The organism is Paracoccus thiocyanatus, from assembly GCF_900156255.1.
Classification (GTDB): Bacteria; Pseudomonadota; Alphaproteobacteria; order Rhodobacterales; family Rhodobacteraceae; genus Paracoccus; species Paracoccus thiocyanatus.
In genome coordinates this window covers 107,626-133,122 of record NZ_FTMK01000006.1, presented here as the reverse complement: position 1 = coordinate 133,122, position 25,497 = coordinate 107,626, and the positions used below count along the sequence as shown (strand labels likewise).

27 protein-coding genes are annotated in these 25,497 nt (G+C 65.3%); 24 read left to right on the top strand and 3 right to left on the bottom strand.

Annotated features, from left to right (window positions below):
- Positions 1-2: 2 nt before the first annotated feature.
- Positions 3-1,475, bottom strand: coding sequence for an NAD-dependent succinate-semialdehyde dehydrogenase (locus F3H32_RS06670; protein ID WP_149765159.1), 1,473 nt, complete (start codon positions 1,473-1,475; stop codon positions 3-5).
- A gap of 296 nt (positions 1,476-1,771) precedes the next feature.
- Positions 1,772-2,269, bottom strand: coding sequence for a hypothetical protein (locus F3H32_RS06665; protein ID WP_149765158.1), 498 nt, complete (start codon positions 2,267-2,269; stop codon positions 1,772-1,774).
- 127 nt (positions 2,270-2,396) lie between these two features.
- Between F3H32_RS06665 and moaA the strand changes: the two genes are divergently transcribed.
- A complete protein-coding gene (gene moaA, locus F3H32_RS06660; protein WP_181900480.1) occupies positions 2,397-3,431 on the top strand; it encodes a GTP 3',8-cyclase MoaA in 1,035 nt (344 codons plus the stop codon).
- On the opposite strand, the gene F3H32_RS06655 is transcribed toward moaA, so the two are convergent.
- Positions 3,428-3,781, bottom strand: coding sequence for a GFA family protein (locus F3H32_RS06655; RefSeq protein ID WP_149765157.1), 354 nt, complete (start codon positions 3,779-3,781; stop codon positions 3,428-3,430). The genes moaA and F3H32_RS06655 overlap by 4 nt on opposite strands.
- 143 nt (positions 3,782-3,924) lie before the next feature.
- Between F3H32_RS06655 and uvrA the strand changes: the two genes are divergently transcribed.
- The 23 genes from uvrA (at position 3,925) to F3H32_RS06540 (ending at position 25,492) form a co-directional block, all read left to right on the top strand.
- Positions 3,925-6,783, top strand: coding sequence for an excinuclease ABC subunit UvrA (gene uvrA, locus F3H32_RS06650; protein ID WP_149765156.1), 2,859 nt, complete (start codon positions 3,925-3,927; stop codon positions 6,781-6,783).
- A gap of 394 nt (positions 6,784-7,177) precedes the next feature.
- Entirely contained in the window at positions 7,178-7,543 is a 366-nt protein-coding gene (locus tag F3H32_RS06645; protein ID WP_115754203.1) for an NADH-quinone oxidoreductase subunit A, read from the top strand.
- On the top strand, positions 7,534-8,067 hold the full coding sequence (locus F3H32_RS06640) for a NuoB/complex I 20 kDa subunit family protein (RefSeq protein WP_188128607.1): 534 nt from the start codon (positions 7,534-7,536) through the stop codon (positions 8,065-8,067). Before F3H32_RS06645 ends, F3H32_RS06640 begins: the two co-directional genes overlap by 10 nt.
- 3 nt (positions 8,068-8,070) lie before the next feature.
- The gene (locus F3H32_RS06635) at positions 8,071-8,685 is read left to right on the top strand and encodes an NADH-quinone oxidoreductase subunit C (RefSeq protein WP_149765155.1); all 615 of its coding nucleotides are present in this window, start codon (positions 8,071-8,073) and stop codon (positions 8,683-8,685) included.
- A 52-nt stretch (positions 8,686-8,737) separates the two neighbouring features.
- Positions 8,738-9,976, top strand: a complete 1,239-nt coding sequence (locus F3H32_RS06630; protein WP_149765154.1) for an NADH-quinone oxidoreductase subunit D — start codon at positions 8,738-8,740, stop codon at positions 9,974-9,976.
- The gene (gene nuoE / locus F3H32_RS06625; RefSeq protein WP_149765153.1) at positions 9,976-10,707 is read left to right on the top strand and encodes an NADH-quinone oxidoreductase subunit NuoE; all 732 of its coding nucleotides are present in this window, start codon (positions 9,976-9,978) and stop codon (positions 10,705-10,707) included. The genes F3H32_RS06630 and nuoE overlap by 1 nt, the downstream gene beginning before the upstream one ends.
- 16 nt (positions 10,708-10,723) lie before the next feature.
- Positions 10,724-11,338 (top strand): hypothetical protein, encoded by a 615-nt coding sequence (locus tag F3H32_RS06620; RefSeq protein ID WP_149765152.1) that lies wholly within the window; start codon positions 10,724-10,726, stop codon positions 11,336-11,338.
- Positions 11,338-11,601, top strand: a complete 264-nt coding sequence (locus tag F3H32_RS06615; RefSeq protein WP_149765151.1) for a DUF5337 domain-containing protein — start codon at positions 11,338-11,340, stop codon at positions 11,599-11,601. Before F3H32_RS06620 ends, F3H32_RS06615 begins: the two co-directional genes overlap by 1 nt.
- A gap of 4 nt (positions 11,602-11,605) precedes the next feature.
- Entirely contained in the window at positions 11,606-12,901 is a 1,296-nt protein-coding gene (nuoF, locus tag F3H32_RS06610) for an NADH-quinone oxidoreductase subunit NuoF (RefSeq protein WP_115754209.1), read from the top strand.
- Between the two features lie 170 nt (positions 12,902-13,071).
- Positions 13,072-13,470 carry a DUF5333 domain-containing protein gene (locus F3H32_RS06605; RefSeq protein WP_115754210.1) on the top strand — a complete coding sequence of 133 codons (399 nt, stop codon included), beginning with the start codon at positions 13,072-13,074 and terminating at the stop codon, positions 13,468-13,470.
- Between the two features lie 8 nt (positions 13,471-13,478).
- A complete protein-coding gene (locus F3H32_RS06600; RefSeq protein ID WP_223191362.1) occupies positions 13,479-13,664 on the top strand; it encodes a hypothetical protein in 186 nt (61 codons plus the stop codon).
- A gap of 11 nt (positions 13,665-13,675) precedes the next feature.
- The gene (gene nuoG / locus F3H32_RS06595; protein WP_149765149.1) at positions 13,676-15,694 is read left to right on the top strand and encodes an NADH-quinone oxidoreductase subunit NuoG; all 2,019 of its coding nucleotides are present in this window, start codon (positions 13,676-13,678) and stop codon (positions 15,692-15,694) included.
- A 5-nt stretch (positions 15,695-15,699) separates the two neighbouring features.
- Positions 15,700-16,467, top strand: coding sequence for a hypothetical protein (locus F3H32_RS06590; protein WP_149765148.1), 768 nt, complete (start codon positions 15,700-15,702; stop codon positions 16,465-16,467).
- An 18-nt stretch (positions 16,468-16,485) separates the two neighbouring features.
- Positions 16,486-17,523 (top strand): NADH-quinone oxidoreductase subunit NuoH, encoded by a 1,038-nt coding sequence (gene nuoH / locus F3H32_RS06585; protein ID WP_149765147.1) that lies wholly within the window; start codon positions 16,486-16,488, stop codon positions 17,521-17,523.
- Between the two features lie 3 nt (positions 17,524-17,526).
- On the top strand, positions 17,527-17,709 hold the full coding sequence (locus tag F3H32_RS06580; RefSeq protein WP_115754215.1) for a hypothetical protein: 183 nt from the start codon (positions 17,527-17,529) through the stop codon (positions 17,707-17,709).
- A complete protein-coding gene (gene nuoI / locus F3H32_RS06575; protein WP_011748524.1) occupies positions 17,709-18,200 on the top strand; it encodes an NADH-quinone oxidoreductase subunit NuoI in 492 nt (163 codons plus the stop codon). Before F3H32_RS06580 ends, nuoI begins: the two co-directional genes overlap by 1 nt.
- Positions 18,197-18,601, top strand: a complete 405-nt coding sequence (locus tag F3H32_RS06570; protein ID WP_115754216.1) for a carboxymuconolactone decarboxylase family protein — start codon at positions 18,197-18,199, stop codon at positions 18,599-18,601. The genes nuoI and F3H32_RS06570 overlap by 4 nt, the downstream gene beginning before the upstream one ends.
- The gene (locus tag F3H32_RS06565; protein WP_149765146.1) at positions 18,598-19,200 is read left to right on the top strand and encodes an NADH-quinone oxidoreductase subunit J; all 603 of its coding nucleotides are present in this window, start codon (positions 18,598-18,600) and stop codon (positions 19,198-19,200) included. Before F3H32_RS06570 ends, F3H32_RS06565 begins: the two co-directional genes overlap by 4 nt.
- 98 nt (positions 19,201-19,298) lie before the next feature.
- Complete coding sequence (gene nuoK, locus F3H32_RS06560) at positions 19,299-19,604, top strand: NADH-quinone oxidoreductase subunit NuoK (protein WP_115754218.1); 306 nt, start codon at positions 19,299-19,301, stop codon at positions 19,602-19,604.
- A gap of 6 nt (positions 19,605-19,610) precedes the next feature.
- Complete coding sequence (gene nuoL / locus F3H32_RS06555) at positions 19,611-21,710, top strand: NADH-quinone oxidoreductase subunit L (RefSeq protein WP_149765145.1); 2,100 nt, start codon at positions 19,611-19,613, stop codon at positions 21,708-21,710.
- A 1-nt stretch (position 21,711) separates the two neighbouring features.
- Positions 21,712-23,253, top strand: a complete 1,542-nt coding sequence (locus F3H32_RS06550; protein WP_149765144.1) for an NADH-quinone oxidoreductase subunit M — start codon at positions 21,712-21,714, stop codon at positions 23,251-23,253.
- Between the two features lie 9 nt (positions 23,254-23,262).
- Complete coding sequence (gene nuoN, locus F3H32_RS06545; protein ID WP_149765143.1) at positions 23,263-24,747, top strand: NADH-quinone oxidoreductase subunit NuoN; 1,485 nt, start codon at positions 23,263-23,265, stop codon at positions 24,745-24,747.
- Positions 24,740-25,492: a biotin--[acetyl-CoA-carboxylase] ligase gene (locus F3H32_RS06540; RefSeq protein ID WP_188128606.1), complete on the top strand. Its 753-nt coding sequence runs from the start codon at positions 24,740-24,742 to the stop codon at positions 25,490-25,492. Before nuoN ends, F3H32_RS06540 begins: the two co-directional genes overlap by 8 nt.
- Positions 25,493-25,497: the final 5 nt, after the last annotated feature.

Below are 25,497 nucleotides of genomic sequence, written 5' to 3'. Positions count from 1 at the left end.
GGTCAGACCGACAGGCAGATATATTTCATTTCCAGGTAATCCTCGATCCCGTGGCGCGAGCCCTCGCGGCCAAGGCCGGACTGCTTGACGCCGCCAAAGGGCGCCACCTCGGTCGAGATGATGCCGGTATTCACCCCGACAATGCCGTATTCCAGCGCTTCCTGCACGCGGGTGACGCGGCCGATGTCGCGGGCGTAGAAATAGGCGGCCAAGCCGAAGATGGTGGCGTTGGCGCGTTCGATCGCCTCTTCCTCGGTCGTGAACTTGAACAGCGGCGCCAGCGGGCCGAAGGTTTCCTCTGATGCGACCTTCATCTTGTCGGTGATGCCGGTGACGACGGTCGGGTCGAAGAACAGCCCGTCGCGGGGCTTGCCGCCGGTGACCACGGTGCCGCCGCCCGCCACCGCGTCCTGGATATGTTCCTGGACCTTTTCGACCGCGTCGCGGTTGATCAGCGGGCCGGTGGTCACGCCTTCTTCGAGCCCGTCGCCGACGCGCAGCTTGTCCACCGCCGCCGCCAGCCGCTTGGCGAATTCGTCATAGACGCCGGCCTGCACATAGATGCGGTTGGCGCAGACGCAGGTCTGGCCGTTGTTGCGGAATTTCGAGGCCATGGCGCCCTCGACCGCCGCATCCAGGTCGGCATCGTCGAAGACGATGAAGGGCGCGTTGCCGCCAAGCTCCATCGAGCATTTCAGCACCTGGTCGGCGGCCTGGCGCAGCAGGATGCGGCCGACCTCGGTAGAGCCGGTGAAGGTCAGCTTGCGGACAGCCGGGTTTTCGCAGAATTCCTTGCCGATATCGGAAGAGCGCGACGAGGTCACGATGCTGAACAGCCCTTTGGGCACCCCGGCGCGTTCGGCCAAGACGGCAAGGGCCAGGGCCGAGAGCGGCGTCTCGGCGGCGGGGCGGCCGACGAAGCCGCAGCCGGCTGCCAAGGCCGGGCCGCATTTGCGGGTGATCATCGCGTTGGGAAAGTTCCAGGGCGTGATCGAGCCGACCACGCCGATGGGCTGGCGGATCACCGTCAGGCGCTTGTCGGGCTGGTGGCCGGGGATGGTTTCGCCATAGATGCGCTTGGCCTCTTCGCCGAACCATTCGATGAAGCTGGCGCCATAGGCGATCTCGCCCTTGGCCTCGGGCAGGGGCTTGCCCTGTTCGGCGGTCAGGATGCGGCCCAGGTCGTCCTGGTTTTCCATCATCAGGTCGAACCATTTGCGCAGGATCTGCGCGCGTTCCTTGGCGGTGCGCGCGGCCCAGCCTTTCATTGCCTGGGCGGCGGCGGCGATGGCGCGGGCGACCTCGGCGCGCGACAGGTCCGCGACTTCGGCGATGACATCGCCGCGGGCGGGGTTCACCACCCCAAAGGTCTTGCCGTCATCGGCATCGACCCATTCTCCGGCAACATAGGCGCGGGTCTGCAACAGCGAGGGGTCCTTGAGCAGCATCCTGAGGTCGGTGGCATCTTGGGTCATGGCGAAGCTCCTTCCGTTCCGGGCGGGTGCAAGGCTGGCGCTTTTGCCGCGGCAACGCAAGCCGTCGCGGCCGCCCCGCCTGCTCCGGAAATTGTGATGAACCGGAAGGCGGGTTGCGGCGTTGCGCCCTTATCGTCAGGCTTTCCCTCTTGGCGTATTCGACTGGGGCGGCGTTTCTCTCTGGCGCCGCCCCTTTTGACCATCAGGGACCGGCGTTCATTTCCTGGCGGCGGCTTATTTCGGACACGTTGAAACGCGCGTCTTGCGGGCGGATCCGTCGCCGAAGCGATCGGCGATCAATTGCCATAAACCTCGATTCCGGCAAGGTCGGTCAGGCTGACGCCGATCAGTTGCAGCGCCGGCAACGACACCTGGCTGCCGGCACTGGCCGGTCCCGCCAGCGGGATCAGCCGCACCTTGGCTGACCGGCCATTCGCCGGGTTCACGATGCGGCCATCGGCTTCGGATTGCACCAGCGGGGTCTTGATCCAGAAGCCCGGCTGCGACGGATCGCCCAGGGATGCGATGGTGGTGCCGATCCGGCGTTCGCCCGTGCTGGGCGGCGCCGCCGCCGCGGCCTTTTGCGCGCGGGTGGTGGTGTCGAATTCGGAGGCGGTTCGCGCCGCCGGCGAAGGGCGCGCCGCCGCGGTCACGGTCCCGGTGGCTGCTTGGGCGTTTCCATCTGCAGCGCCGGGGCTGCGTGGCCCGTCCTGCGGCACCTTGCCGCCGGGGGTGCAGGCGGCCAGTGCCAAAAGCGCCAGAGCACCCAAAAGGCGCAGGATCGGCTTGGTCATCGGCAATTCCTTGTCCTTGGGTCGTCTTTCCGGTCGGGCCCAAGGCTAGACCCGGCGATGCCGCGCTGTCCACCGCGTCCTGCGCTTGTGGTTAGCGGGGCGTTAACGGATCGGCTGGCTTGTGCCTATGCCGGACTGCCCCTATCTTTGCGGCATGGATGCGCATGCCCCCCTGATAGACCCTTTTGCCAGGCCGATCACCTACCTGCGGGTTTCGGTGACCGACCGCTGCGATTTCCGCTGCACCTATTGCATGGCCGAGCATATGCAATTCCTGCCCAAGCGCGACCTGCTGACGCTGGAAGAGCTGGACCGGCTGTGTTCCGCCTTCGTGGGCCTGGGCGTGCGCAAGCTGCGCATCACCGGCGGCGAACCGCTGGTGCGGCGCAATATCATGGAATTCTTTCGCGCCATGTCGCGCCATCTGGGGGCGGGGCTGGACGAATTGACGCTGACCACCAATGGCAGCCAACTGGGCCGATTCGCCGCCGAACTGGCCGATTGCGGCGTGCGCCGGGTCAATGTGTCGCTGGACACGCTGGACGCCGACCGTTTCGCGAAGATCACCCGCTGGGGCCGATTGCCGCAGGTGCTGCAAGGGATCCAGGCCGCCAAGGCCGCGGGGATGCGGGTCAAGATCAATACCGTCGCGCTCAAGGGGTTCAACGAGGACGAACTGTTCCCCCTGGTCGACTGGTGTGCGGCCGAAGGCCACGACCTGACCTTTATCGAGGTCATGCCGATGGGCGAGATGGGCGAGGAAGAGCGTCTGGACCAGTATTGGCCGCTTTCGGACCTGCAAGCCCGGCTGGCGGACCGCTTCAGCCTGACGCCGCTGGCCGAACGCACCGGCGGCCCGGCCCGCTATGTCCGCCTGGAGGAAACCGGGCAGAAGATCGGTTTCATCACCCCCCTGACGCATAATTTCTGCGAAAGCTGCAATCGCGTCCGCGTCACCTGCACGGGCGAATTGTTCATGTGCCTGGGGCAAGAGGACCGCGCGGACCTGCGTGCGCCCCTGCGCGCCAGCGCCGGCGACGAGCCGCTGCGCGAGGCCATCCGTGAGGCTATCAGCCGCAAGCCCAAGGGCCACGACTTCGACTATTCCCGCCAGCATGTCGCCGGGCAGGTCAGCCGATTCATGAGCCATACCGGCGGCTAGAAGCTGGCGCCGTCCACCGCCTGGCTAGCCAATGCGCGCGGATCGACGCCTTCCAGGCAATTCACGTTCACCGCAACCATCTCTGCCCCGTCCGGCCCCTTGCCCAGGGCATAGGATTCGACGCCGCAGGTCGGGCAGAAGCGATGATGGATCTGCTTGCGGTTGAACAGGTATTCCGTGACCGGCCCGTCGCTGGTCAGGCGGAAATCCTGGCGCGGCACAAAGGCCAGAACCAGGCCCAGCCGCTTGCAGCGCGAACAGTTGCAGGTAACGGTCTGGTCCAGGTCGGCCTCTACCTCATAGGCGATAGTGCCGCATTGGCAGCTACCCTGGTAATGCTGACGGGCCATCGGCGCCTCCTTGGTGACTTCGGGGCATGGTGGGGCAGAAAGGCCCGGCCGGCAAGCGGAAATGTTCGCTGGTTGTTCCGTTCCGGGTTGCCATTTCGCCGTCAATGCCTATCTCTTGCGCTTGGCGGAATCAGGACGGCACGATGGAACAGAAGTTCATCGAGGTTCGCGGCGCGCGCGAGCACAATCTGAAAAACGTGGACATGGACATTCCGCGCGACCGGCTGGTGATCATCACCGGGTTGTCGGGTTCGGGCAAGTCCAGCCTTGCCTTTGACACCATCTATGCCGAGGGGCAGCGGCGCTATGTCGAAAGCCTGTCGGCCTATGCCCGGCAGTTCCTGGACATGATGGGCAAGCCGGACGTGGACCATATCAGCGGCCTGTCGCCGGCGATTTCCATCGAGCAGAAGACGACCAGCAAGAACCCGCGCTCGACCGTCGGCACGGTGACGGAAATCTACGACTATCTGCGGCTTTTGTTCGCGCGGGCGGGGACGCCCTATTCCCCCGCGACCGGCCTGCCGATCGAGGCGCAGCAGGTCCAGGACATGGTGGACCGGGTGATGGAGATGCCCGAGGGCACGCGCGCCTATCTGCTGGCGCCCATCGTCCGCGACCGCAAGGGCGAATATCGCAAGGAATTTCTGGAACTGCGCAAGCAGGGCTTCCAGCGCGTCAAGGTGAACGGACAATTCCACGAGTTGGACGAGCCGCCCACCCTGGACAAGAAATTCCGCCACAATATTGACGTGGTGGTGGACCGCATCGTCGTGCGCGAGGGGATGGAGACCCGGCTGGCCGACAGTTTCCGCACCGCGCTGGACCTGGCCGACGGCATCGCCGTGCTGGAAACCGCGCCGGCCGAGGGCGAAGCGGAACGTATCACCTTCAGCGAGAATTTTGCCTGCCCGGTCAGCGGCTTTACCATCCCCGAGATCGAGCCGCGGCTGTTTTCCTTTAACGCACCCTTCGGGGCCTGCCCGGTCTGCGACGGGCTGGGGGTCGAACTGTTCTTCGACGAACGGCTGGTGGTGCCCGATTCGGCGCTGTCGGTGGCGCAAGGCGCCATCGCGCCCTGGGCCAAGTCGAAATCGGCCTATCTGACCCAGACCGTCAACGCGCTGGCCAAGTTCTATGGCTTCGACAAGAAGACGCCGTGGAAGGATCTGCCGGAATCGGTGCGCGAGATGTTCCTGCGCGGCTCGGGCCAGGACGAGATCCCGTTCCGCTTCGACGATGCCGGCCGCGTCTACGAGGTGACGCGCCAGTTCGAGGGCGTGATCCCGAACATGGAGCGGCGGCTGCGCGAAAGCGACAGCGCCTGGGTGCGCGAGGAGTTCGAGAAATACCAGAACAATCGCCCCTGCGGCGCCTGCAACGGCTATCGGCTGAAGCCCGAGGCGCTGGCGGTCAGGATCGCCGGCAGCCATATCGGCAATGTCACCGAACTGTCGATCCGCGAGGCGCTGGCCTGGATCGAGGCTGCGCCCAAGCACCTGAGCAAGCAGAAGAACGAGATCGCTGCCGCCATCCTTAAGGAAATCCGCGAAAGGCTGGGCTTTCTGGTCAATGTCGGGCTGGACTACCTGACGCTGTCGCGCGCGGCCGGCACACTGTCGGGCGGCGAAAGCCAGCGCATCCGGCTGGCCAGCCAGATCGGCTCGGGCCTGACGGGCGTGCTTTACGTGCTGGACGAGCCCTCGATCGGCTTGCATCAGCGCGACAACGACCGGCTGCTTGCGACGCTGAAGGGGCTGCGCGACCAGGGCAATTCCGTCGTGGTGGTGGAACATGACGAGGATGCGATCCGCCATGCCGACTATGTCTTCGACATGGGGCCGGGCGCGGGGGTGCATGGCGGCCAGGTCGTCGCCCGCGGCACCCCGGCCGAAATCGCCGCCGACCCGTGCAGCCTGACCGGGCAATACCTGTCCGGCGCCCGCGAGATCGCCGTGCCGGCCCAGCGGCGCAAGGGCAATGGCAAGGCGATCAAGGTGGTCGGCGCCACCGGCAACAACCTGAAAGACGTGACTGCCGAGTTCCCGCTGGGCAAGTTCGTCTGCGTCACCGGCGTCTCGGGCGGCGGCAAGTCGACGCTGACCATCGAGACCCTGTTCAAAACCGCCAGCCTGCGGCTAAATGGCGCACGGCAGACCCCGGCGCCCTGCGAAACGATCCGGGGGCTGGAGCTTCTGGACAAGGTGATCGACATCGACCAGCGCCCCATCGGCCGTACGCCGCGGTCGAATCCCGCGACCTATACCGGCGCCTATACCCATATCCGCGACTGGTATGCCGGCCTGCCCGAGGCCAAGGCGCGCGGCTACAAGCCCGGCCGTTTCAGCTTTAACGTCAAGGGTGGCCGCTGCGAGGCATGCCAGGGCGACGGCGTCATCAAGATCGAGATGCATTTCCTGCCCGACGTCTATGTCACCTGCGAAACCTGCAAGGGCAAGCGCTACAACCGCGAGACGCTGGAGGTCACCTTCAAGGGCAAGTCCATTGCCGATGTGCTGGACATGACGGTCGAGGACGCGCTTGAATTCTTCAAGGCCGTGCCCTCGATCCGCGACAAGATGGATGCCCTGGTCGAGGTGGGGCTGGGCTATATCAAGGTCGGCCAGCAGGCCACGACCCTGTCGGGGGGCGAGGCGCAGCGGGTCAAGCTGTCCAAGGAATTGTCGCGCCGCGCCACCGGCAAGACCTTGTATATCCTGGACGAGCCGACCACCGGCCTGCATTTCGAGGACGTGCGCAAGCTGCTGGAAGTGCTGCATTCGCTGGTCGAGCAGGGCAATACCGTGGTGGTGATCGAACATAACCTGGACGTCATCAAGACCGCCGACTGGATCATCGACATCGGTCCCGAAGGCGGCGACGGCGGCGGCCGCATCGTGGCCACCGGCACGCCCGAGCAGGTGGCCGAGGTGCCGGAAAGCCATACCGGCCGCTATCTGGCGCCCATGCTCAGGGCCGCGCACAGCCGCGCGGCGGAATAGGCTGGGCGGCGGCGCGTGGGCGGCTGACGCCCCCGCCTGGCGGAAACGCTGTGCGGCCGGATCGCGGATGCCGGCCTCGGCGCCACGGTTGGCGGGCGGCGGTGACGCAACGACATCGACCGGGCGCGCGGCGCAGATCGGGGCAGGGGCCGGTTGAACCCCTGCCTTTCGCCCCAGGCGGCGCGCATCCTGGCCAGGCCCGGCCGCGGACCGCGGCTGCGACGGAATGCCGGCTGCCGGTGCGCGCCAATTTGCCGCCTTGCCAAGCTTGCGAAGCCTTAGTGTCGTGGGCTCCCACCGTTGACCATAACCGCGACCGGGGATAAACGGACGCAAGCCAAACCCATCGCGGGCCGCCAGCCGGTTCCCAGCGAGCGAAAGGGAGCCGAACCCAGTGGAATACCTGCTGCAAGAATACCTGCCGATCCTGGTTTTTCTGGGCATGGCCTCGGCGCTGGCCATCGTCCTGATTCTTGCCGCGGCGGTGATCGCCGTGCGCAACCCCGACCCCGAAAAGGTCAGCGCCTATGAATGCGGCTTCAACGCCTTTGACGACGCGCGGATGAAATTCGACGTGCGCTTCTATCTGGTGTCGATCCTGTTCATCATCTTCGACCTGGAGGTGGCCTTCCTGTTTCCCTGGGCGGTCAGCTTTGCCAGCCTGTCGGACGTGGCCTTTTGGGGCATGATGGTGTTCCTGGGCGTGCTGACCGTGGGCTTTGCCTATGAATGGAAGAAAGGGGCGCTGGAATGGGCATGATGACCGGATTGAACACCGCCGGCGCCGACCGCGACGTCGCCACGGCCGAGCTGAACCGCGAATTGCAGGACAAGGGCTTCCTGCTGACCACGACCGAGGACATCATCAACTGGGCGCGCAATGGCAGCCTGCACTGGATGACCTTCGGCCTGGCCTGCTGCGCGGTCGAGATGATGCAGACCTCGATGCCGCGCTATGACCTGGAACGTTTCGGCACCGCGCCGCGCGCCAGCCCGCGCCAATCGGACCTGATGATCGTCGCCGGCACCCTGACCAACAAGATGGCCCCGGCGCTGCGCAAGGTCTATGACCAGATGCCCGAGCCGCGCTATGTCATCAGCATGGGCAGTTGCGCCAATGGCGGCGGCTATTATCACTATTCCTATTCGGTTGTGCGCGGCTGCGACCGCATCGTGCCCGTGGACATCTATGTGCCCGGCTGCCCCCCGACCGCCGAGGCGCTGCTCTACGGCATCCTGCAACTCCAGCGCCGCATCCGGCGCACCGGCACGCTGGTGAGGTAAGCCATGTCTGACGAAGCCCTGCTGGAACTGGCCGAGCATATCGCGCTGCGCCGCGAAAACGACGTGATCTCGACCCAGGTCGTCTTTGGCGAACTGACGGTGGATGCGACGCTGTCGGGCGTGATCGGGCTGATCGAGTTTCTGCGCACCGACCCGAACTGCCGTTTTTCCACGCTGATCGACATCACCGCGGTGGACAACCCGGCCCGCCCGGCGCGTTTCGACGTCGTCTATCACCTGCTGTCGATGTATCAGAATCAGCGCATTCGGGTTAAGGTCCAGGTGCGCGAGGACGAGCTGGCGCCCAGCCTAACCGGGATCTTTCCCGGCGCCGACTGGTATGAGCGCGAGGTGTTCGACCTGTTCGGCATCCTGTTCTCGGGCCACCCGGACCTGCGCCGCATCGTCACCGATTACGGCTTTCGCGGCCATCCGCTGCGCAAGGATTTCCCCACCACCGGCTATGTCGAGGTGCGCTGGAACGATATCGACAAGCGCGTGGTCTATGAGCCGGTGAACCTGGTTCAGGAATACCGGCAGTTCGACTTCCTGTCCCCGTGGGAGGGCGCGAAATACGTGCTGCCGGGGGACGAAAAGGTGCCAAAGGCAAAGAAGTGACCGCAGCCGCGCAACCTGCCTGCGCGCCACGCATCGGAATTGAGGGCTGACCATGGACGGCGACATCCGCAAGAACAGCTATGACGACGGACCGGCGGACGCCCTGACCGGCGAACAGAGCATCCGCAATTTCAACATCAACTTCGGCCCCCAGCATCCCGCCGCCCATGGCGTGCTGCGCATGGTGCTGGAGCTGGATGGCGAGATCGTCGAGCGCGCCGACCCCCATATCGGGCTTTTGCATCGCGGCACCGAAAAGCTGATGGAAAGCCGCACCTATCTGCAAAACCTGCCCTATCTGGACCGGCTGGACTATGTCGCGCCGATGAATCAGGAACATGCCTGGTGCCTGGCGATCGAGCGGCTGACCGGCACGGTCATCCCGCGCCGCGCCAGCCTGATCCGGGTGCTTTATTCGGAAATCGGCCGCATCCTGAACCACCTGATGGGCGTCACCACCGGCGCCATGGACGTGGGTGCGCTGACCCCGCCGCTTTGGGGGTTCGAGGCCCGCGAAGAGCTGATGATCTTTTACGAACGCGCCTCGGGGGCGCGGCTGCATGCGGCCTATTTCCGCCCCGGCGGCGTGCATCAGGATCTGCCGCCCGACCTGCTGGACGACATCGAGGAATGGTGCGAGCGTTTTCCCCGGCTGGTCGATGACCTGGACACGCTGCTGACGGAAAACCGCATCTTCAAGCAGCGCCTGGTCGATATCGGCATCGTGACCGAGGACGACGCGCTGGACTGGGGCTATACCGGCGTGATGGTGCGCGGCTCGGGCCTGGCCTGGGACCTGCGGCGTTCCCAGCCCTATGAATGCTATGACGAATTCGACTTCCAGATCCCGGTGGGCAAGAACGGCGACTGCTACGACCGCTATCTGTGCCGCATGGCCGAGATGCGCGAATCGTGCAAGATCATGCAGCAGGCGGTCCGCAAGCTGCGCGCCGAGCCAGTGGGCGACGTGCTGGCCCGCGGCAAGCTGACCCCGCCCCGGCGCGTCGACATGAAGCGCGACATGGAAAGCCTGATCCACCATTTCAAGCTTTACACCGAAGGGTTCAAGGTGCCGGCGGGCGAGGTTTATGCCCCCGTCGAGGCGCCCAAGGGCGAATTCGGCGTCTATCTGGTCGCCGACGGCACCAACAAGCCCTGGCGCGCCAAGCTGCGCGCGCCCGGTTTTGCGCATCTCCAGTCCATCGACTGGATGTCTCGGGGCCACATGCTGGCCGACGTTCCGGCGATCATCGCCACGCTCGACATCGTTTTCGGAGAGGTTGACCGCTGATGCTGCGCCGTCTGTCCCCCATCCAGCCGGACTCGTTCGAGTTCACGCCCGCCAACCTGGAATGGGCCCGCGCCCAGATGACCAAATACCCGGAAGGGCGCCAGCAATCGGCGATCATCCCGGTCCTGTGGCGCGCCCAGGAACAGGAAGGCTGGCTAAGCCGCCCGGCCATCGAATATTGCGGCCAGTTGCTGGGCATGCCCTATATCCGGGTGCTGGAGGTCGCGACCTTCTATTTCATGTTCCAGCTTCATCCGGTCGGCTCGCTGGCGCATATCCAGATCTGCGGCACCACCACCTGCATGATCTGCGGGGCCGAGGATCTGATGCGGGTCTGCAAGGAAAAGATCGCGCCCGAACCGCATATGCTGTCGGCCGATGGCCGGTTTTCCTGGGAAGAGGTCGAATGCCTGGGCGCCTGCACCAATGCGCCCATGGCCCAGATCGGCAAGGATTTCTACGAGGATCTGACGGCCGAGAAATTGTCGGCGCTGATCGACAGCTTTGCCGCCGGCGAGGTGCCGGTGCCGGGTCCGCAGAACGGTCGCTTCTCGGCCGAGGCTTTGGGCGGTCCGACCGCGCTGGCCGATCTGAAGGGCGGCGAGACGCATAACGCCAGCGTCGCCGCCGCGCTGCACCTGGGCGATACCATCAAGCGCATCGACGGAACCGAAGTGCCGATCACCACGCCGTGGCTGGCGGCGCAGGACGGCGTCCAGGCCGGGAAATAGGAGCAGACAGAGCGCCATGGAACGGGCAGAGTGCAACAGGAACTGCTGGATCTCGGCCGCGATCGCCGGGGTCGCGGTGCTGCTGTTCACCGCCGGCATCGGCGACCTGCACTGGCTGGCCGGCCTGTTCCTGGGCGTCCTGACCTTTGCGCTGTTCGGGGCGCTGATGGTCTGGCTGGTCTGCCACGAACGGCCTGAACTGTTCCAGGAAGACGCGGCGGGCCTGACCGGCACCGACTGGCAGCGCGCCGCGGTGGACCGCCAGCCCGAGACGCTGCTGGTCAGCGGCTCGCTGGGGCCCGAACCCTTCACCTCGGGCGCGCAGATGCCCATCGTCGCCGGGACGATGCCGTCGTCAGAGCCCGCTCCCGCTTCCCGGACGGGCGCCGACGATCTGAAGCGTATCCGCGGCATCGGCCCCAAGCTTTCGGACTGGCTGAATGCGCAGGGGGTGACGCGCTATGACCAGATCGCCGCCTGGGATCCGGCCACGGTTGCGGATTTTGCGCAGCGCCTGGGCCGGATGGGCGGCCGGATCGAAGCGGACGACTGGGTCGGCCAGGCCAGGCTTTTGGCGGCCGGGGGCGAGACTGCCCATTCCCGCCGCATCGACCAGGGCGAGGTCGTCTGATGGCGCGCCCGCCACGACATGGCGCGCCGCAGACCGGCAGGACCAGCGCGGCCGACGCGCGGCAGATGCGGCTGGTGGCGGTGGTGATCGCGCTGACCATGGCCCTGTGGCTGGGGGTGCAATGGCTGGGGGGCCAGCAGGGCTGGCCCGCGAAATATGCCTTTCTCGCCGATCTGGCGGCGATTGGGGCCTTGGTCTGGTCGCTTTTGGTGACCTTTCGGATCTGGCGGCGGCGCAATGCGTCCACGCAGGGACAAGGATAAGACGATGCTGAACGATCAGGACCGGATCTTTACGAACCTTTACGGCATGGGCGACCGCAGCCTTGCCGGCGCACAGAAACGCGGCCATTGGGACGGCACCGCCGCCATCATCCAGCGCGGCCGCGACAAGATCGTCGACGAGATGAAGGCCTCGGGCCTGCGCGGACGGGGTGGTGCGGGCTTCCCGACCGGCATGAAATGGTCCTTCATGCCCAAGGAATCCGACGGGCGCCCGTCCTACCTGGTCATCAATGCCGACGAATCCGAACCCGCGACCTGCAAGGACCGCGAGATCATGCGTCACGATCCGCATACGCTGATCGAAGGCGCGCTGATCGCCAGCTTCGCCATGGGCGCGCACGCCGCCTATATCTATATCCGCGGCGAGTTCATCCGCGAGCGCGAGGCGCTGCAAGCCGCCATCGACGAATGCTATGACGCGGGGCTGCTGGGCCGCAATGCGGCGCAATCGGGCTGGGATTTCGACCTTTACCTGCATCACGGCGCCGGCGCCTATATCTGCGGCGAGGAAACCGCGCTGCTGGAAAGCCTGGAAGGCAAGAAGGGCATGCCGCGCATGAAGCCGCCCTTCCCGGCGGGCGCGGGGCTTTACGGCTGTCCGACCACGGTGAACAACGTCGAATCCATCGCCGTGGTGCCGACCATCCTGCGCCGCGGCCCGGAATGGTTCGCAAGCTTCGGCCGCCCGAACAATGCGGGCGTCAAGCTGTTCGGCCTGACCGGCCATGTCAACACCCCCTGCGTGGTCGAAGAGGCCATGTCGATCCCCATGCGCGAACTGATCGAAAAGCATGGCGGCGGCATCCGCGGCGGCTGGAAGAACCTCAAGGCGGTGATCCCCGGCGGCGCGTCCTGCCCGGTGCTGACCGCCGAGCAATGCGAAACCGCGATCATGGATTATGACGGCATGCGCGAGCTGAAATCCAGCTTCGGCACCGCCTGCATGATCGTCATGGATCAGTCGACCGACATCATCAAGGCGATCTGGCGGCTCTCGGCCTTTTTCAAGCATGAAAGCTGCGGCCAATGCACCCCCTGCCGCGAAGGCACCGGCTGGATGATGCGGGTGATGGACCGCCTGGTGCGCGGCGAGGCCGAGATCGAGGAAATCGACATGCTCTTCGACGTCTCCAAGCAGGTCGAGGGTCATACGATCTGCGCGCTCGGCGATGCCGCGGCCTGGCCGATCCAGGGCCTGATCCGCAATTTCCGCGAAGAGATCGAGGACCGGATCAAGGCCAAGCGCACCGGCCGCATGGGCGCGATGGCGGCGGAGTAACACGCATGGCCCTGGACCTGCACAGCATGGCACAGCCGTCCCCCCCTTCTGGGGGATTGGCCGCGCATCTGCGGGGTGCGGGGACGATCACGGCCGGTTCAACCCAAGGTGCCGAACCTTCGGCGCGGCTTCATGTTATGGCAGATGTCCATGACAAGGAGCCTAATGCCATGAAGCTGATCCCCGCCGTCCTGGTGGCCGCGACCCTGGCCACGCCCGCCGCCGCGCTGGAGCCGCTGGCGCAGGAAAAATACATCAACGACCGGCTGATCGCCGCGCGCATCGCCGACCGCGTCCGCCGTAGCTGTCCCAGCATCGACGGCCGCATCCTTTACGCCTTTGGCGAGGCGCGCAAGCTCAAGCGCTATGCCGAGGCCAAGGGCTATTCGCGCGCCGAAATCGACGCCTTCCTGGACAGCAAGGCGGACAAGCAGCGCATCTATGCCGTGGCCGAGGATTATCTGGTCCGCCACGGCGCCAGCAAGGACGACCCCGAGAGCTTTTGCCGCATAGGTCGGCAGGAGATCGCACGGAATACCATCATCGGCAGCCTGTTGGTGGCGAAATGAAGACCTGGATGAACCGGATCGGCATGGCTCTGATCGCGGCGGCCGCGGCGGCGATGATCGCCGCCGACGGCTTTGCCGCCGAAGGGGCGGCGCTGGTGGGGACAGGGGAAACGGGGCCGGCCTCGGGCCAGCATTTGCATCGCGCAGAACCCGCCGGAGATCGTTCCGGCCCGGTTTCGGGGCGCGCGGGATAAGGGAAGACAAGATGGCGGATCTTCGCAAGATCAAGATCGACGACAGGATTATCGAGGTCGATCCCAACATGACCCTGATCCAGGCCTGCGAACTGGCCGGGATCGAGGTGCCGCGTTTCTGCTATCACGAGCGGCTGTCGATCGCCGGCAACTGCCGCATGTGCCTGGTCGAGGTGGTGGGCGGCCCGCCCAAGCCCGCCGCATCCTGCGCCATGCAGGTCAAGGACCTGCGCCCCGGCCCGGACGGCGCCCCGTCCGAGGTGCGCACCAATAGCCCGATGGTCAAGAAGGCCCGCGAAGGGGTGATGGAGTTCCTGCTGATCAACCATCCCCTGGACTGCCCGATCTGCGACCAGGGCGGCGAATGCGACCTGCAAGACCAGGCCATGGCTTACGGCGTGGATTTCAGCCGCTATCGCGAGCCCAAGCGCGCCTCCGAGGACCTGAACCTGGGCCCGCTGGTCGAAACGCATATGACGCGCTGCATCAGTTGCACCCGCTGCGTGCGCTTTACCACCGAGGTGGCGGGGATCACCCAGATGGGCCAGACCGGCCGCGGCGAGGACAGCGAGATCACCAGCTATCTGAATCAGACGCTGGAATCGAACCTGCAAGGCAATATCATCGACCTTTGCCCGGTCGGCGCGCTGGTTTCCAAGCCCTATGCCTTTACCGCCCGGCCGTGGGAACTGACCAAGACCGAATCCATCGACGTGATGGATGCACTGGGATCCAGCATCCGCGTCGACACCAAGGGCCGCGAGGTCATGCGCATCCTGCCGCGCAACCATGACGGCGTGAACGAGGAATGGATCAGCGACAAGACCCGCTTCGTCTGGGACGGGTTGCGCCGCCAGCGTCTGGACCGGCCCTATATCCGCGAACATGGCAAGCTGCGCCCGGCAAGCTGGCCCGAGGCGCTGGAAGCCGCCGCCCGCGCCATGCAGGGCAAGAAGATCGCCGGCCTGATCGGCGACCTGGTCCCGGCGGAAGCCGCCTTCAGCCTGAAGCAGTTGGTCGAGGGGCTGGGGGGCCGCGTCGAATGCCGCACCGACGGGGCGCGGCTGCCGGCCGGCAACCGCTCGGCCTATGTCGGCACGGCGCGGATCGAGGATATCGACCATGCCAAGCGCATCCTGCTGATCGGCACCAATCCGCGCGACGAGGCGCCGGTGCTGAACGCCCGCATCCGCAAGGCCTGGGCGCATGGCGCGCAGGTGGCGCTGATCGGCGCGCCGGCGGACCTGACCTATGACTACCACCATTTCGGCGACGACCGCGCCGCGCTGGCCCGCATGGCCGACGAGGATCTGTCGAACAAGGACGGCACCCCCGGCATCGTCATCGTCGGCCAGGGCGCCCTGCGCGAGGCGGATGGCGAGGCGGTGCTGGCCCATGCCATGCGCATCTGCGAGCGGGGCGACTGCAAGCTTCTGGTGCTGCACAGCGCCGCCGGCCGCGTCGGCGCCATGGATGTCGGTGCCGTGACCGAAGGCGGGCTGCTTGCGGCCATCGACGGGGCCGAGGTGATCTATAACCTGGGCGCGGACGAGGTGGACATCGATGCCGGCGCCTTCGTGATCTACCAGGGCAGCCATGGCGACCGCGGCGCGCATCGCGCCGACATCATCCTGCCCGGCGCCTGCTATACCGAGGAAAGCGGCCTGTTCGTGAACACCGAAGGCCGGCCGCAACTGGCCATGCGCGCCAATTTCGCGCCGGGCGAGGGCAAAGAGAACTGGGCGATCCTGCGCGCTCTTTCGGCCGAACTGGGCAAGACCCAGCCCTGGGACAGCCTGGCCGGGCTGCGCCGCAAGCTGGTCGAGGCCGCGCCGCATCTGGCGCAGATCGACCAGGTGCCGCAGAACGAATGGCAGCCGTTGACCCGCTTTGACCTGGGGCAGGCCAGCTTCCGCCCCGTGATCGCGGATTTCTACCTGACCAACCCCATCGCCCGCTCGTCGCCGCTGATGGGCGAGCTTTCGGCCATGGCCGCGGCCCGCAAGGCCCCGGCGCTGGCGGCGGAGTGAAAGCGATGCGGTCCCGCCTTGCCCTTTTGACCGGGATCGGCGCCTTGGCGCTGCTGGCCGGCTGCGGCGCGACCAAGGATGCGCGCCCGCAGCCCAAGCCGGCCGAACTGGGCGTCGCGGTGCTGCAAAGCGATGCCGGCGCCCCGGACAAGCAGGTGCTGGCCCGCGGCCGGATTTCGACCAAGTCGGGCGAGATCCTGATCCTGGAGCCCGACGGCTCGGTGACGGAAATGGCGCTGGACATGCCCGATGGGCGCGATGCCTTTGCCGTGACCGAGGCGGACCTGCTGGCGCTGAACGCCAATCTGGACCTGGACCTGTCGGGCCTGCGGGATATGGCGCCCGTCAGACCGCGCGGGCCGACGGCCCAGGAAAAGGCACTGGCCGCATTCGCGGCCCGCACCCGGCCGTTGCGGCTGAACCTGCCGGAAAGTTTTGCGGTCGATCCCAATGATTTCCAGGGCGCGCAAGTCGCCCCCATGGCAGGCTCGCGCAAGCCGACCGAGGGGCTGGTGGAAGTGACGGCAAACCTGCGCGGCGGGGTGGACGCGGGCACCGCCTTCGCCTATGCCACATGCGCGCTGGCCGGCTGGGCCGATGCGAAAGGGGCGCCCTATGCGCGCCACATCCGCACCCTTCGCGACAAGCGGGGCGGCCAGATGATCGTCGGCTCGGTCTTCACGCTTTCCGAAAAGAAGCCGATGGGCCTGACGGTGATGACAACGAAACAGACCTTGCAGGAATGCAAGGCACGCGGCATCCCCGCGGCGTGATGAGAGGGACGAAAGATCATGGCTGAATTCTGGGCCTCGCCCTACGGTTTCGCGCTCAGCCTGCTCTTGCAGGGCCTGGCGGTCATCGCCTTCGTCATGGGTTCGCTGATCTTCATGGTCTATGGCGACCGCAAGATCTGGGCGGCGGTGCAGATGCGCCGCGGCCCGAACGTGGTCGGACCCTGGGGCCTGCTGCAAACCTTTGCCGACGCGCTGAAATATGTCGTCAAGGAAATCGTCATCCCGGCCGGCGCCGACAAGTTCGTCTATTTCCTGGCCCCGTTCCTGTCGATGATGCTGGCGCTGTTCACCTTTGTCGTCATCCCCTTCGACGAAGGCTGGGTGATGGCGAACATCAACGTCGGCATCCTGTTCATCTTTGCCGCCTCGTCGCTGGAAGTCTACGGCGTCATCATGGGCGGCTGGGCCTCGAACTCGAAATACCCGTTCCTGGCCTCGCTGCGTTCGGCGGCGCAGATGATCTCTTACGAGGTGTCGCTGGGGCTGATCATCATCGGCGTCATCATCTCGACCGGCTCGATGAACCTGACCGCCATCGTCGATGCGCAGCGCGGCGACTATGGCCTGCTGAACTGGTACTGGCTGCCGCATCTGCCGATGGTGGTGCTGTTCTTCGTCAGCGCCCTGGCCGAATGCAACCGCCCGCCCTTTGACCTGGTCGAGGCCGAATCGGAACTGGTCGCGGGCTTCATGACCGAATATTCGTCAACGCCCTACCTGCTGTTCATGGCGGGCGAATACATCGCCATGTATCTGATGTGTGCGCTGCTTTCGCTGCTGTTCTTCGGCGGCTGGCTGTCGCCGGTGCCGTTCATCGCCGACGGCTGGTGGTGGATGGTCATCAAGATGTGGTTCTGGTTCTACATGTTCGCCATGGTCAAGGCGATCGTGCCTCGCTATCGCTACGACCAACTCATGCGCATCGGCTGGAAGGTGTTCCTGCCCCTGTCGCTGGGCTGGGTGGTGCTGATCGCGATCCTGGCGCGCTATGAAATTCTGGGCGGCTTCTGGGCCCGCTTCGCGGTCGGAGGATAAATCATGTATTCCAACAAGCTAGCCGAAGCTTTCGCCAAAGCCAGTGAGACCGACAAGGCCGAACTGGCGCATTTCCTGGCCAATAACCTTGATTCCGCGGACCATGCGCCCGACAGCGCCCGCGTGCGCGAATATGTCGCCGCGTTCGACCGTTTCGCGGCGCCGCGAGAAGGGGAGCGTTTCTGATGGCCTTCGATTTCGCGCGGGCAACCAAGTATTTCCTGATGTGGGATTTCATCAAGGGCTTCGGCCTGGGCATGCGCTATTTCGTGTCGCCCAAGCCGACGCTGAACTATCCCCATGAAAAGGGTCCGCTGTCGCCGCGCTTTCGCGGCGAACACGCGCTGCGCCGCTATCCCAACGGCGAGGAACGCTGCATCGCCTGCAAGCTGTGCGAGGCGGTGTGTCCGGCCCAGGCCATCACCATCGACGCCGAACCGCGCGAAGACGGTTCGCGCCGCACCACGCGCTACGACATCGATATGACCAAGTGCATCTATTGCGGCTTCTGCCAGGAAGCCTGTCCGGTCGATGCCATCGTCGAGGGGCCGAATTTCGAATATGCCACCGAAACCCGCGAGGAACTGTTCTACGACAAGCAAAAGCTGCTTGCGAACGGCGAACGCTGGGAGGCCGAGATCGCCCGCAACCTGCAACTGGATGCGCCCTACAGATGACCGATGCCTTCACCCGGCTCTTCTCGCAGATGATGGCCTCGGGCCAGGAGATGGCGCGCGCCTTCAACCCGGCGCTTGAGCATCTGGACATGCGCAGCCTGGAAAAGCTGGTGCCGACCATCCCCGCCGACATGCTGGAAATGTGGTTCGGCAAGACCTTCAACCGCGAGGGGCTGGACGCCAAGACGCGCCTGCTTCTGACCATCGGCGCGATCACCGTCCAGGGCGCCCTGGCCGAGCCGCAATTGCGCCTGACCATCCGCCAGGCGCTGGCGGCCGGCGCCACCCAGCGAGAGATCGCCGAGACGATCTTTCAGATGAGCATGTTCGGCGGGCTGCCCGCGATGCAGAAGGCGCTGGAAATCGCCCAAAGCGTCTATGCCGAGGAGGACGAGGAATGATGACCTTTGCATTCTACCTGTTCGCGATCAGCGCCTGCGTCGCGGGGTTCATGGTCGTGCTTGGCCGCAACCCCGTGCATTCGGTGCTGTGGCTGATCCTGGCCTTTCTGTCGGCCGCGGGGCTGTTCGTGCTGCAAGGCGCGGAATTCGTCGCCATGCTGCTGGTCGTGGTCTATGTCGGCGCGGTGGCGGTGCTGTTCCTGTTCGTCGTCATGATGCTGGACGTGGATTTCGCCAAGCTCAAGGGCGAGCTGGCGCGCTATCTGCCGCTGGCGCTGGTGATCGGCGTCGTGCTGCTGGCGCAGTTGGGCATCGCCTTCTCGGGCTGGACGCCGTCGGACCAGGCCGAAAGCCTGCGGGTGGCGCCCATCGACACAGCGATGGAAAACACCCTTGGCCTGGGGCTGGTGCTTTACGACCGCTATGTGCTGATGTTCCAGCTTTCCGGCCTGGTGCTGCTGGTGGCGATGATCGGGGCGATCGTGCTGACCATGCGCCACCGCCGCGACATCAAGCGCCAGAACGTGCTGGAGCAGATGTGGCGCGACCCCGCCAAGGCGATGGAACTGAAGGATGTGAAGCCGGGGCAGGGGCTTTGAGCGCGGCAGGCTGGACCGCGACAGCCATCGGGGCCGCGCGGCGGACCTTGTAGCAAACGGATATTTCAACGGGTGAACGACCCGGAGGGACCAGGGCGATGATCGGATTGACTCATTATCTTGTTGTGGGGGCGATATTGTTCGTCACCGCCATTTTCGGGATCTTCGTGAACCGAAAGAACGTCATCGTCATCCTGATGTCGATCGAGCTGATGCTCTTGGCGGTGAACATCAACTTCGTCGCCTTCTCGACCCATCTGGGCGACTTGGCCGGACAGGTCTTTACCATGTTCGTGCTGACCGTCGCCGCTGCCGAGGCCGCTGTCGGCCTGGCGATCCTGGTGGTCTTCTTCCGCAACCGCGGCACCATAGCGGTGGAAGACGTCAACGTGATGAAGGGATAAGCGGCCATGGAAAAATTCGTCCTTTTCGCGCCGCTTGTCGCGTCGCTGATCGCCGGCCTGGGCTGGCGCGCGATCGGAGAGAAAGCCGCGCAATACCTGACCACCGGCGTGCTGTTTCTAAGCTGCCTGGCCAGTTGGTATCTGTTTTTGTCCTTTGACGGGGTGCCGCGGCAGATCCCGGTTCTGGACTGGATCGTCGTCGGCGATTTCCATGCCGAATGGTCGATCCGCATGGACCGGCTGACCGCGATCATGCTGATCGTGGTGACGACGGTTTCGGCGCTCGTGCACATGTATTCGCTGGGCTACATGGCCCATGACGACAACTGGACGCATGACGAACATTACAAGGCGCGCTTCTTCGCCTATCTGTCGTTCTTTACCTTCGCCATGCTGATGCTGGTGACGGCCGACAACCTGTTGCAGATGTTCTTCGGCTGGGAAGGGGTGGGCGTCGCCTCGTATCTGCTGATCGGCTTTTACTACAAGAAGGCCAGCGCCAATGCCGCGGCGATGAAGGCGTTCATCGTCAACCGCGTCGGCGACTTTGGCTTCCTGCTGGGCATCTTCGGGCTTTACTGGCTGACCGGCTCAGTCCAGTTCGACGAGATCTTCCGCCAGGTGCCGCAGCTTGCCCAGACCGAGATGCATTTCCTGTGGCGCGACTGGAACGCCGCGAACCTGCTGGGTTTCCTGCTGTTCGTCGGCGCCATGGGCAAGTCGGCGCAGCTTTTCCTGCACACCTGGCTGCCGGACGCGATGGAGGGCCCGACCCCGGTCTCGGCGCTGATCCACGCCGCGACCATGGTGACGGCGGGCGTGTTCCTGGTCAGCCGCATGTCGCCGCTTTACGAATTTGCGCCGGATGCCAAGAATTTCATCGTCATCATCGGCGCCACCACCGCCTTTTTCGCCGCGACCGTTGGCCTGGTGCAGAACGACATCAAGCGCGTCATCGCCTATTCGACCTGTTCGCAGCTTGGCTACATGTTCGTGGCGGCCGGCGTCGGGGTCTATTCGGCGGCGATGTTCCACCTGCTGACCCACGCCTTCTTCAAGGCCATGCTGTTTCTGGGCGCCGGCTCGGTCATCCATGCCATGCATCATGAACAGGACATGCGGAACTATGGCGGGCTGCGGAAAAAAATCCCGCTGACCTTCTGGGCGATGATGATCGGCACCTTCGCCATCACCGGCGTCGGTATCCCGCTGACCCATATCGGCTTTGCCGGCTTCCTGTCCAAGGACGCGATCATCGAAAGCGCCTGGGTGGGCAGCGGCTATGCCTTCTGGCTGCTGGTCATCGCCGCCTGTTTCACCAGCTTCTATTCCTGGCGGCTGATCTTCCTGACCTTTTATGGCAAGCCGCGCGGCGATCATCATGCCCATGACCATGCGCATGAAAGCCCGCCGGTCATGACCATTCCGCTGGGTGTGCTGGCGGTGGGTGCGGTTTTCGCCGGCATGGTCTGGTATGGCCCCTTCTTCGGCGACCACCACAAGGTGACGGAATATTTCCACATCGTCGGCGCGCAGCATGAAGAGGGCGCCGAAGGGGCGGAACACGCGACAGCCGAGGCGCCGGTGGAACCCGCCGCCGATACCGCGGCGACCGACGGCGATGCGGCGGCCGAACCCGCGGCTGTTGCCGCCCCGGTCGGTGGCGCCATCTACATGCATCCCGACAATCACGTCATGGACGAGGCGCATCACGCGCCGGCCTGGGTCAAGGCCTCGCCCTTTGTCGCCATGGTTCTGGGGCTGGCCGTGGCCTGGCTCTTCTACATCGCCAACCCGTCGCTGCCGGGGCGGCTGGCGGCGCAGCAGCCGGCGCTGTATCGGTTCCTGCTGAACAAGTGGTATTTCGACGAAATCTACGACTTCATCTTCGTCCGCCCGGCGAAATGGATCGGCCGCGCGCTGTGGAGGGGCGGCGACGGCGCCGTCATCGACGGCACCATCAACGGGGTGGCCATGGGGCTGATCCCGCGGCTGACCCGCGCGGCGGTGCGGGTTCAATCGGGCTATCTGTTCCATTATGCCTTCGCGATGGTCCTGGGCATCGTGGGCTTGCTGATCTGGGTGATGATGCGGGGCGCGCACTGACATGACGAACCTTCTTTCCATCATCACCTTCCTGCCGATCGTCGCGGCGATCATCATGGCGCTGTTCCTGCGCGGCCAGGACGAGGCGGCGGCCCGCAACGCCAAATGGCTGGCGCTGCTGGCCACCACGGCGACCTTCGTGATCTCGCTTTTCGTGCTGTTCCGCTTCGACCCGGCCAATACCGGCTTCCAGTTCGTCGAGGATCACGCCTGGATCATGGGCCTGCGCTACAAGATGGGCGTGGACGGGATCTCGGTGCTGTTCGTGCTGCTGACCACCTTCATGATGCCGCTGACCATCCTTTCGACCTGGCAGGTCCAGGACAAGGTCAAGGAATACATGATCGCCTTTCTGGTGCTGGAAGGGCTGATGATCGGCGTCTTCACCGCGCTGGACCTGGTGCTGTTCTACCTGTTCTTCGAGGCGGGGCTGATCCCGATGTTCCTGATCATCGGCATCTGGGGCGGCAAGGACCGCATCTATGCGTCCTTCAAGTTCTTCCTCTACACCTTCCTTGGCTCGGTGCTGATGCTGGTGGCGATGATCGCCATGTATCGCATGGCGGGCACCACCGACATTCCGACGCTCTTGACCTTTGACTTCCCGTCCGAAACCTATCGGCTGCTGGGCGTGACGGTCGTGGGCGGCACGCAGATGCTGCTGTTCCTGGCCTTCTTTGCCAGCTTTGCGGTCAAGATGCCGATGTGGCCGGTCCATACCTGGCTGCCCGACGCGCATGTGCAGGCGCCGACCGCCGGTTCGGTTCTGCTGGCCGCGGTGCTCTTGAAGATGGGAGGCTACGGCTTCCTGCGCTTTTCGCTGCCGATGTTCCCGGTCGCCAGCGGCGTGGCCCAGCCCTATATCTTCTGGCTGTCGGCCATCGCCATCGTCTACACCTCGTTGGTGGCGCTGGCGCAGTCGGACATGAAAAAGGTCATCGCCTATTCGTCCGTCGCCCATATGGGCTATGTGACCATGGGTGTATTCGCCGCGAACCAGATCGGCGTCGATGGCGCGATCTTCCAGATGCTGTCGCACGGCTTCATCTCGGGCGCGCTGTTTTTGTGCGTCGGCGTGATCTATGACCGGATGCATACGCGGGAAATCGACGCCTATGGCGGGCTGGTGAACCGGATGCCGGCCTATGCGGCGGTGTTCATGTTCTTCACCATGGCGAATGTGGGCCTGCCCGGCACCTCGGGCTTCGTGGGCGAGTTCCTGACGCTGATGGGCGTCTTCCGCGTCGATACTTGGGTGGCGCTGGTCGCGACCTCGGGGGTGATCCTGTCGGCGGCCTATGCGCTGTGGCTTTACCGCCGGGTGACGCTGGGCCAACTCATCAAGGAAAGCCTGAAGTCGATCACCGACATGACGCCGCGCGAACGCTGGGTGTTCATTCCGCTGATCGCCATGACGCTGATCCTGGGCGTCTATCCGCGGCTTGTCACCGACGTGACCGGGCCGGCGGTCGCAGCACTCGTGCAAGACTACAACCAAAGCCAGCCGGAGGCGCCCGTCGCCACGGCCCAAGCCAGCCACTAGGGGACGGATATGACCTCGCTCGATTTCTCGACCATTCTGCCCGAGGTGGTGCTGGCCGGCTACGCCCTTGTCGCCCTGATGGCGGGGGCCTATCTCGGCAAGGACAGGCTGGCGCGGACGCTGCTTTGGCTGACCGTCGCGGCCTTCCTGATCGTCGCGGCCATGGTGGGCCTGGGCAACCACGCCGACGGCACCGCCTTCCACGGCATGTTCATCGACGACGGCTTCTCGCGCTTTGCCAAGGTGGTGACGCTGGTCGCCGCCGCCGCCGTGCTGGCGATGAGCGCCGATTACCTTCAGCGCCGCAACATGCTGCGCTTCGAATTCCCGATCATCGTGGCGCTGGCGGTGCTGGGCATGATGTTCATGGTCTCGGCCGGCGACCTGTTGACGCTTTACATGGGGCTGGAGCTGCAATCGCTGGCGCTTTACGTCGTTGCCGCCATGCGCCGCGACTCGGTGCGCTCGTCCGAGGCGGGGCTGAAATATTTCGTCCTCGGCTCGCTTTCCTCGGGTCTGCTGCTTTATGGCGCCTCGTTGGTCTATGGCTTTGCCGGCACCACCGGGTTCCAGGGCATCATCTCGACCATCGAGGCCGGGGACCTGTCGCTGGGCGTGCTGTTCGGCCTGGTCTTCATGCTGGTCGGGCTGTCCTTCAAGGTCTCGGCCGTGCCGTTCCATATGTGGACGCCCGACGTCTACGAGGGCTCGCCGACGCCGGTGACGGCCTTTTTCGCCACCGCGCCCAAGGTCGCGGCCATGGCGCTGATCGCGCGGCTGGTCTTTGACGCCTTCGGCCATGTCATCAATGATTGGAGCCAGATCGTCGCGGCGCTGGCGGTGATGTCGATGTTCCTGGGCTCGATCGCCGGGATCGGCCAGACCAACATCAAGCGGCTGATGGCCTATTCCTCGATCGCGCATATGGGCTTTGCGCTGGTCGGCCTGGCCGCCGGCACCGCCATCGGCGTGCAGACCATGCTGCTTTACATGACCATCTATGCGGTGATGAATGTCGGCACCTTCGCCTTTATCCTGTCGATGGAGCGTGACGGCGTGCCCGTCACCGACCTGGCCTCGTTGAACCGTTTCGCCTGGACCGATCCGGTCAAGGCGCTGGCCATGCTGGTCTTGATGTTCAGCCTGGCGGGGGTGCCGCCGACGCTGGGCTTCTTTGCCAAGTTCGGCGTGCTGACCGCGGCGGTCGATGCCGGCATGGGCTGGCTGGCGGTGCTGGGCGTCATCGCCTCGGTCATCGGCGCCTTCTATTACCTGCGCATCGTTTATTACATGTATTTCGGCGGCGAATCCGACGGGATGAGCTCGCGCATGGGCGCGGTGCAATACCTGGCGCTGATGGTGCCGGCGCTGGCGATGCTGGTGGGCGCGATCAGCATGTTCGGCGTCGATGCCGCCGCCGGCCGCGCCGCCGAAACCCTGGTGGGGCCGGTCGCCGCCGTCGAACAGCCGGCCGAGCCTGCGCAAGGTGAGTGACGCCTGGCCGGCTGGTGTGGCCCGGCATGTGCTGGCCCGTGCAGACAGCACCAATGCCGAGGCGCTGAGGCTGGCGTCCGGCCTGTCCGGTCCGGCCTGGGTGATGGCCCGCGAACAGTTCGCGGGCCGCGGCCGTCGCGGCCGGGAATGGGTCATGCCGGCGGGGAATTTCGCCGGCTCGCTGGTGCTGCGGCCGCAGGGTGGCGCGCAGGCCGCCGCGCAGCTGTCCTTTGTTGCGGCGCTGGCGCTTTACGACGCGCTTGGCGATGCTTGCGGCCCGGCCGCGCGGCTGGCGATCAAATGGCCCAACGATGTGCTGCTGAACGGTGGCAAGGTGGCGGGCATCCTGCTGGAAAGCTCGGGCTCCGGCCTTGGCGTGCAGGCGGTGGCGGTGGGCATCGGCGTGAACCTGGCCGCCGCGCCCGACGCGGAGGCGGTCGAGCCCGGCGCGACCCCGCCCGTCTCGGTCCAGGGTGAGACCGGTCATACTGTCGCCCCCGAGGATTTCCTGGACCTGCTGGCCCCCGCCTTTGCGCGCTGGCAGGCGCAGCTTGACGCCTATGGCTTTGCGCCGATCCGCAATGCCTGGCTGGCCCGCGCCGCCCGGCTGGGCGAAGCCATCGTCGCCCGCACCGGCAGCCGCGAAAGCCGCGGCATCTTCGAGGGCATCGACGACAGCGGCGCGCTGATCCTGCGCAGCCCGGCGGGCCGGCAGGTCATCCCCGCCGCCGAAGTCTATTTCTGAAGGCG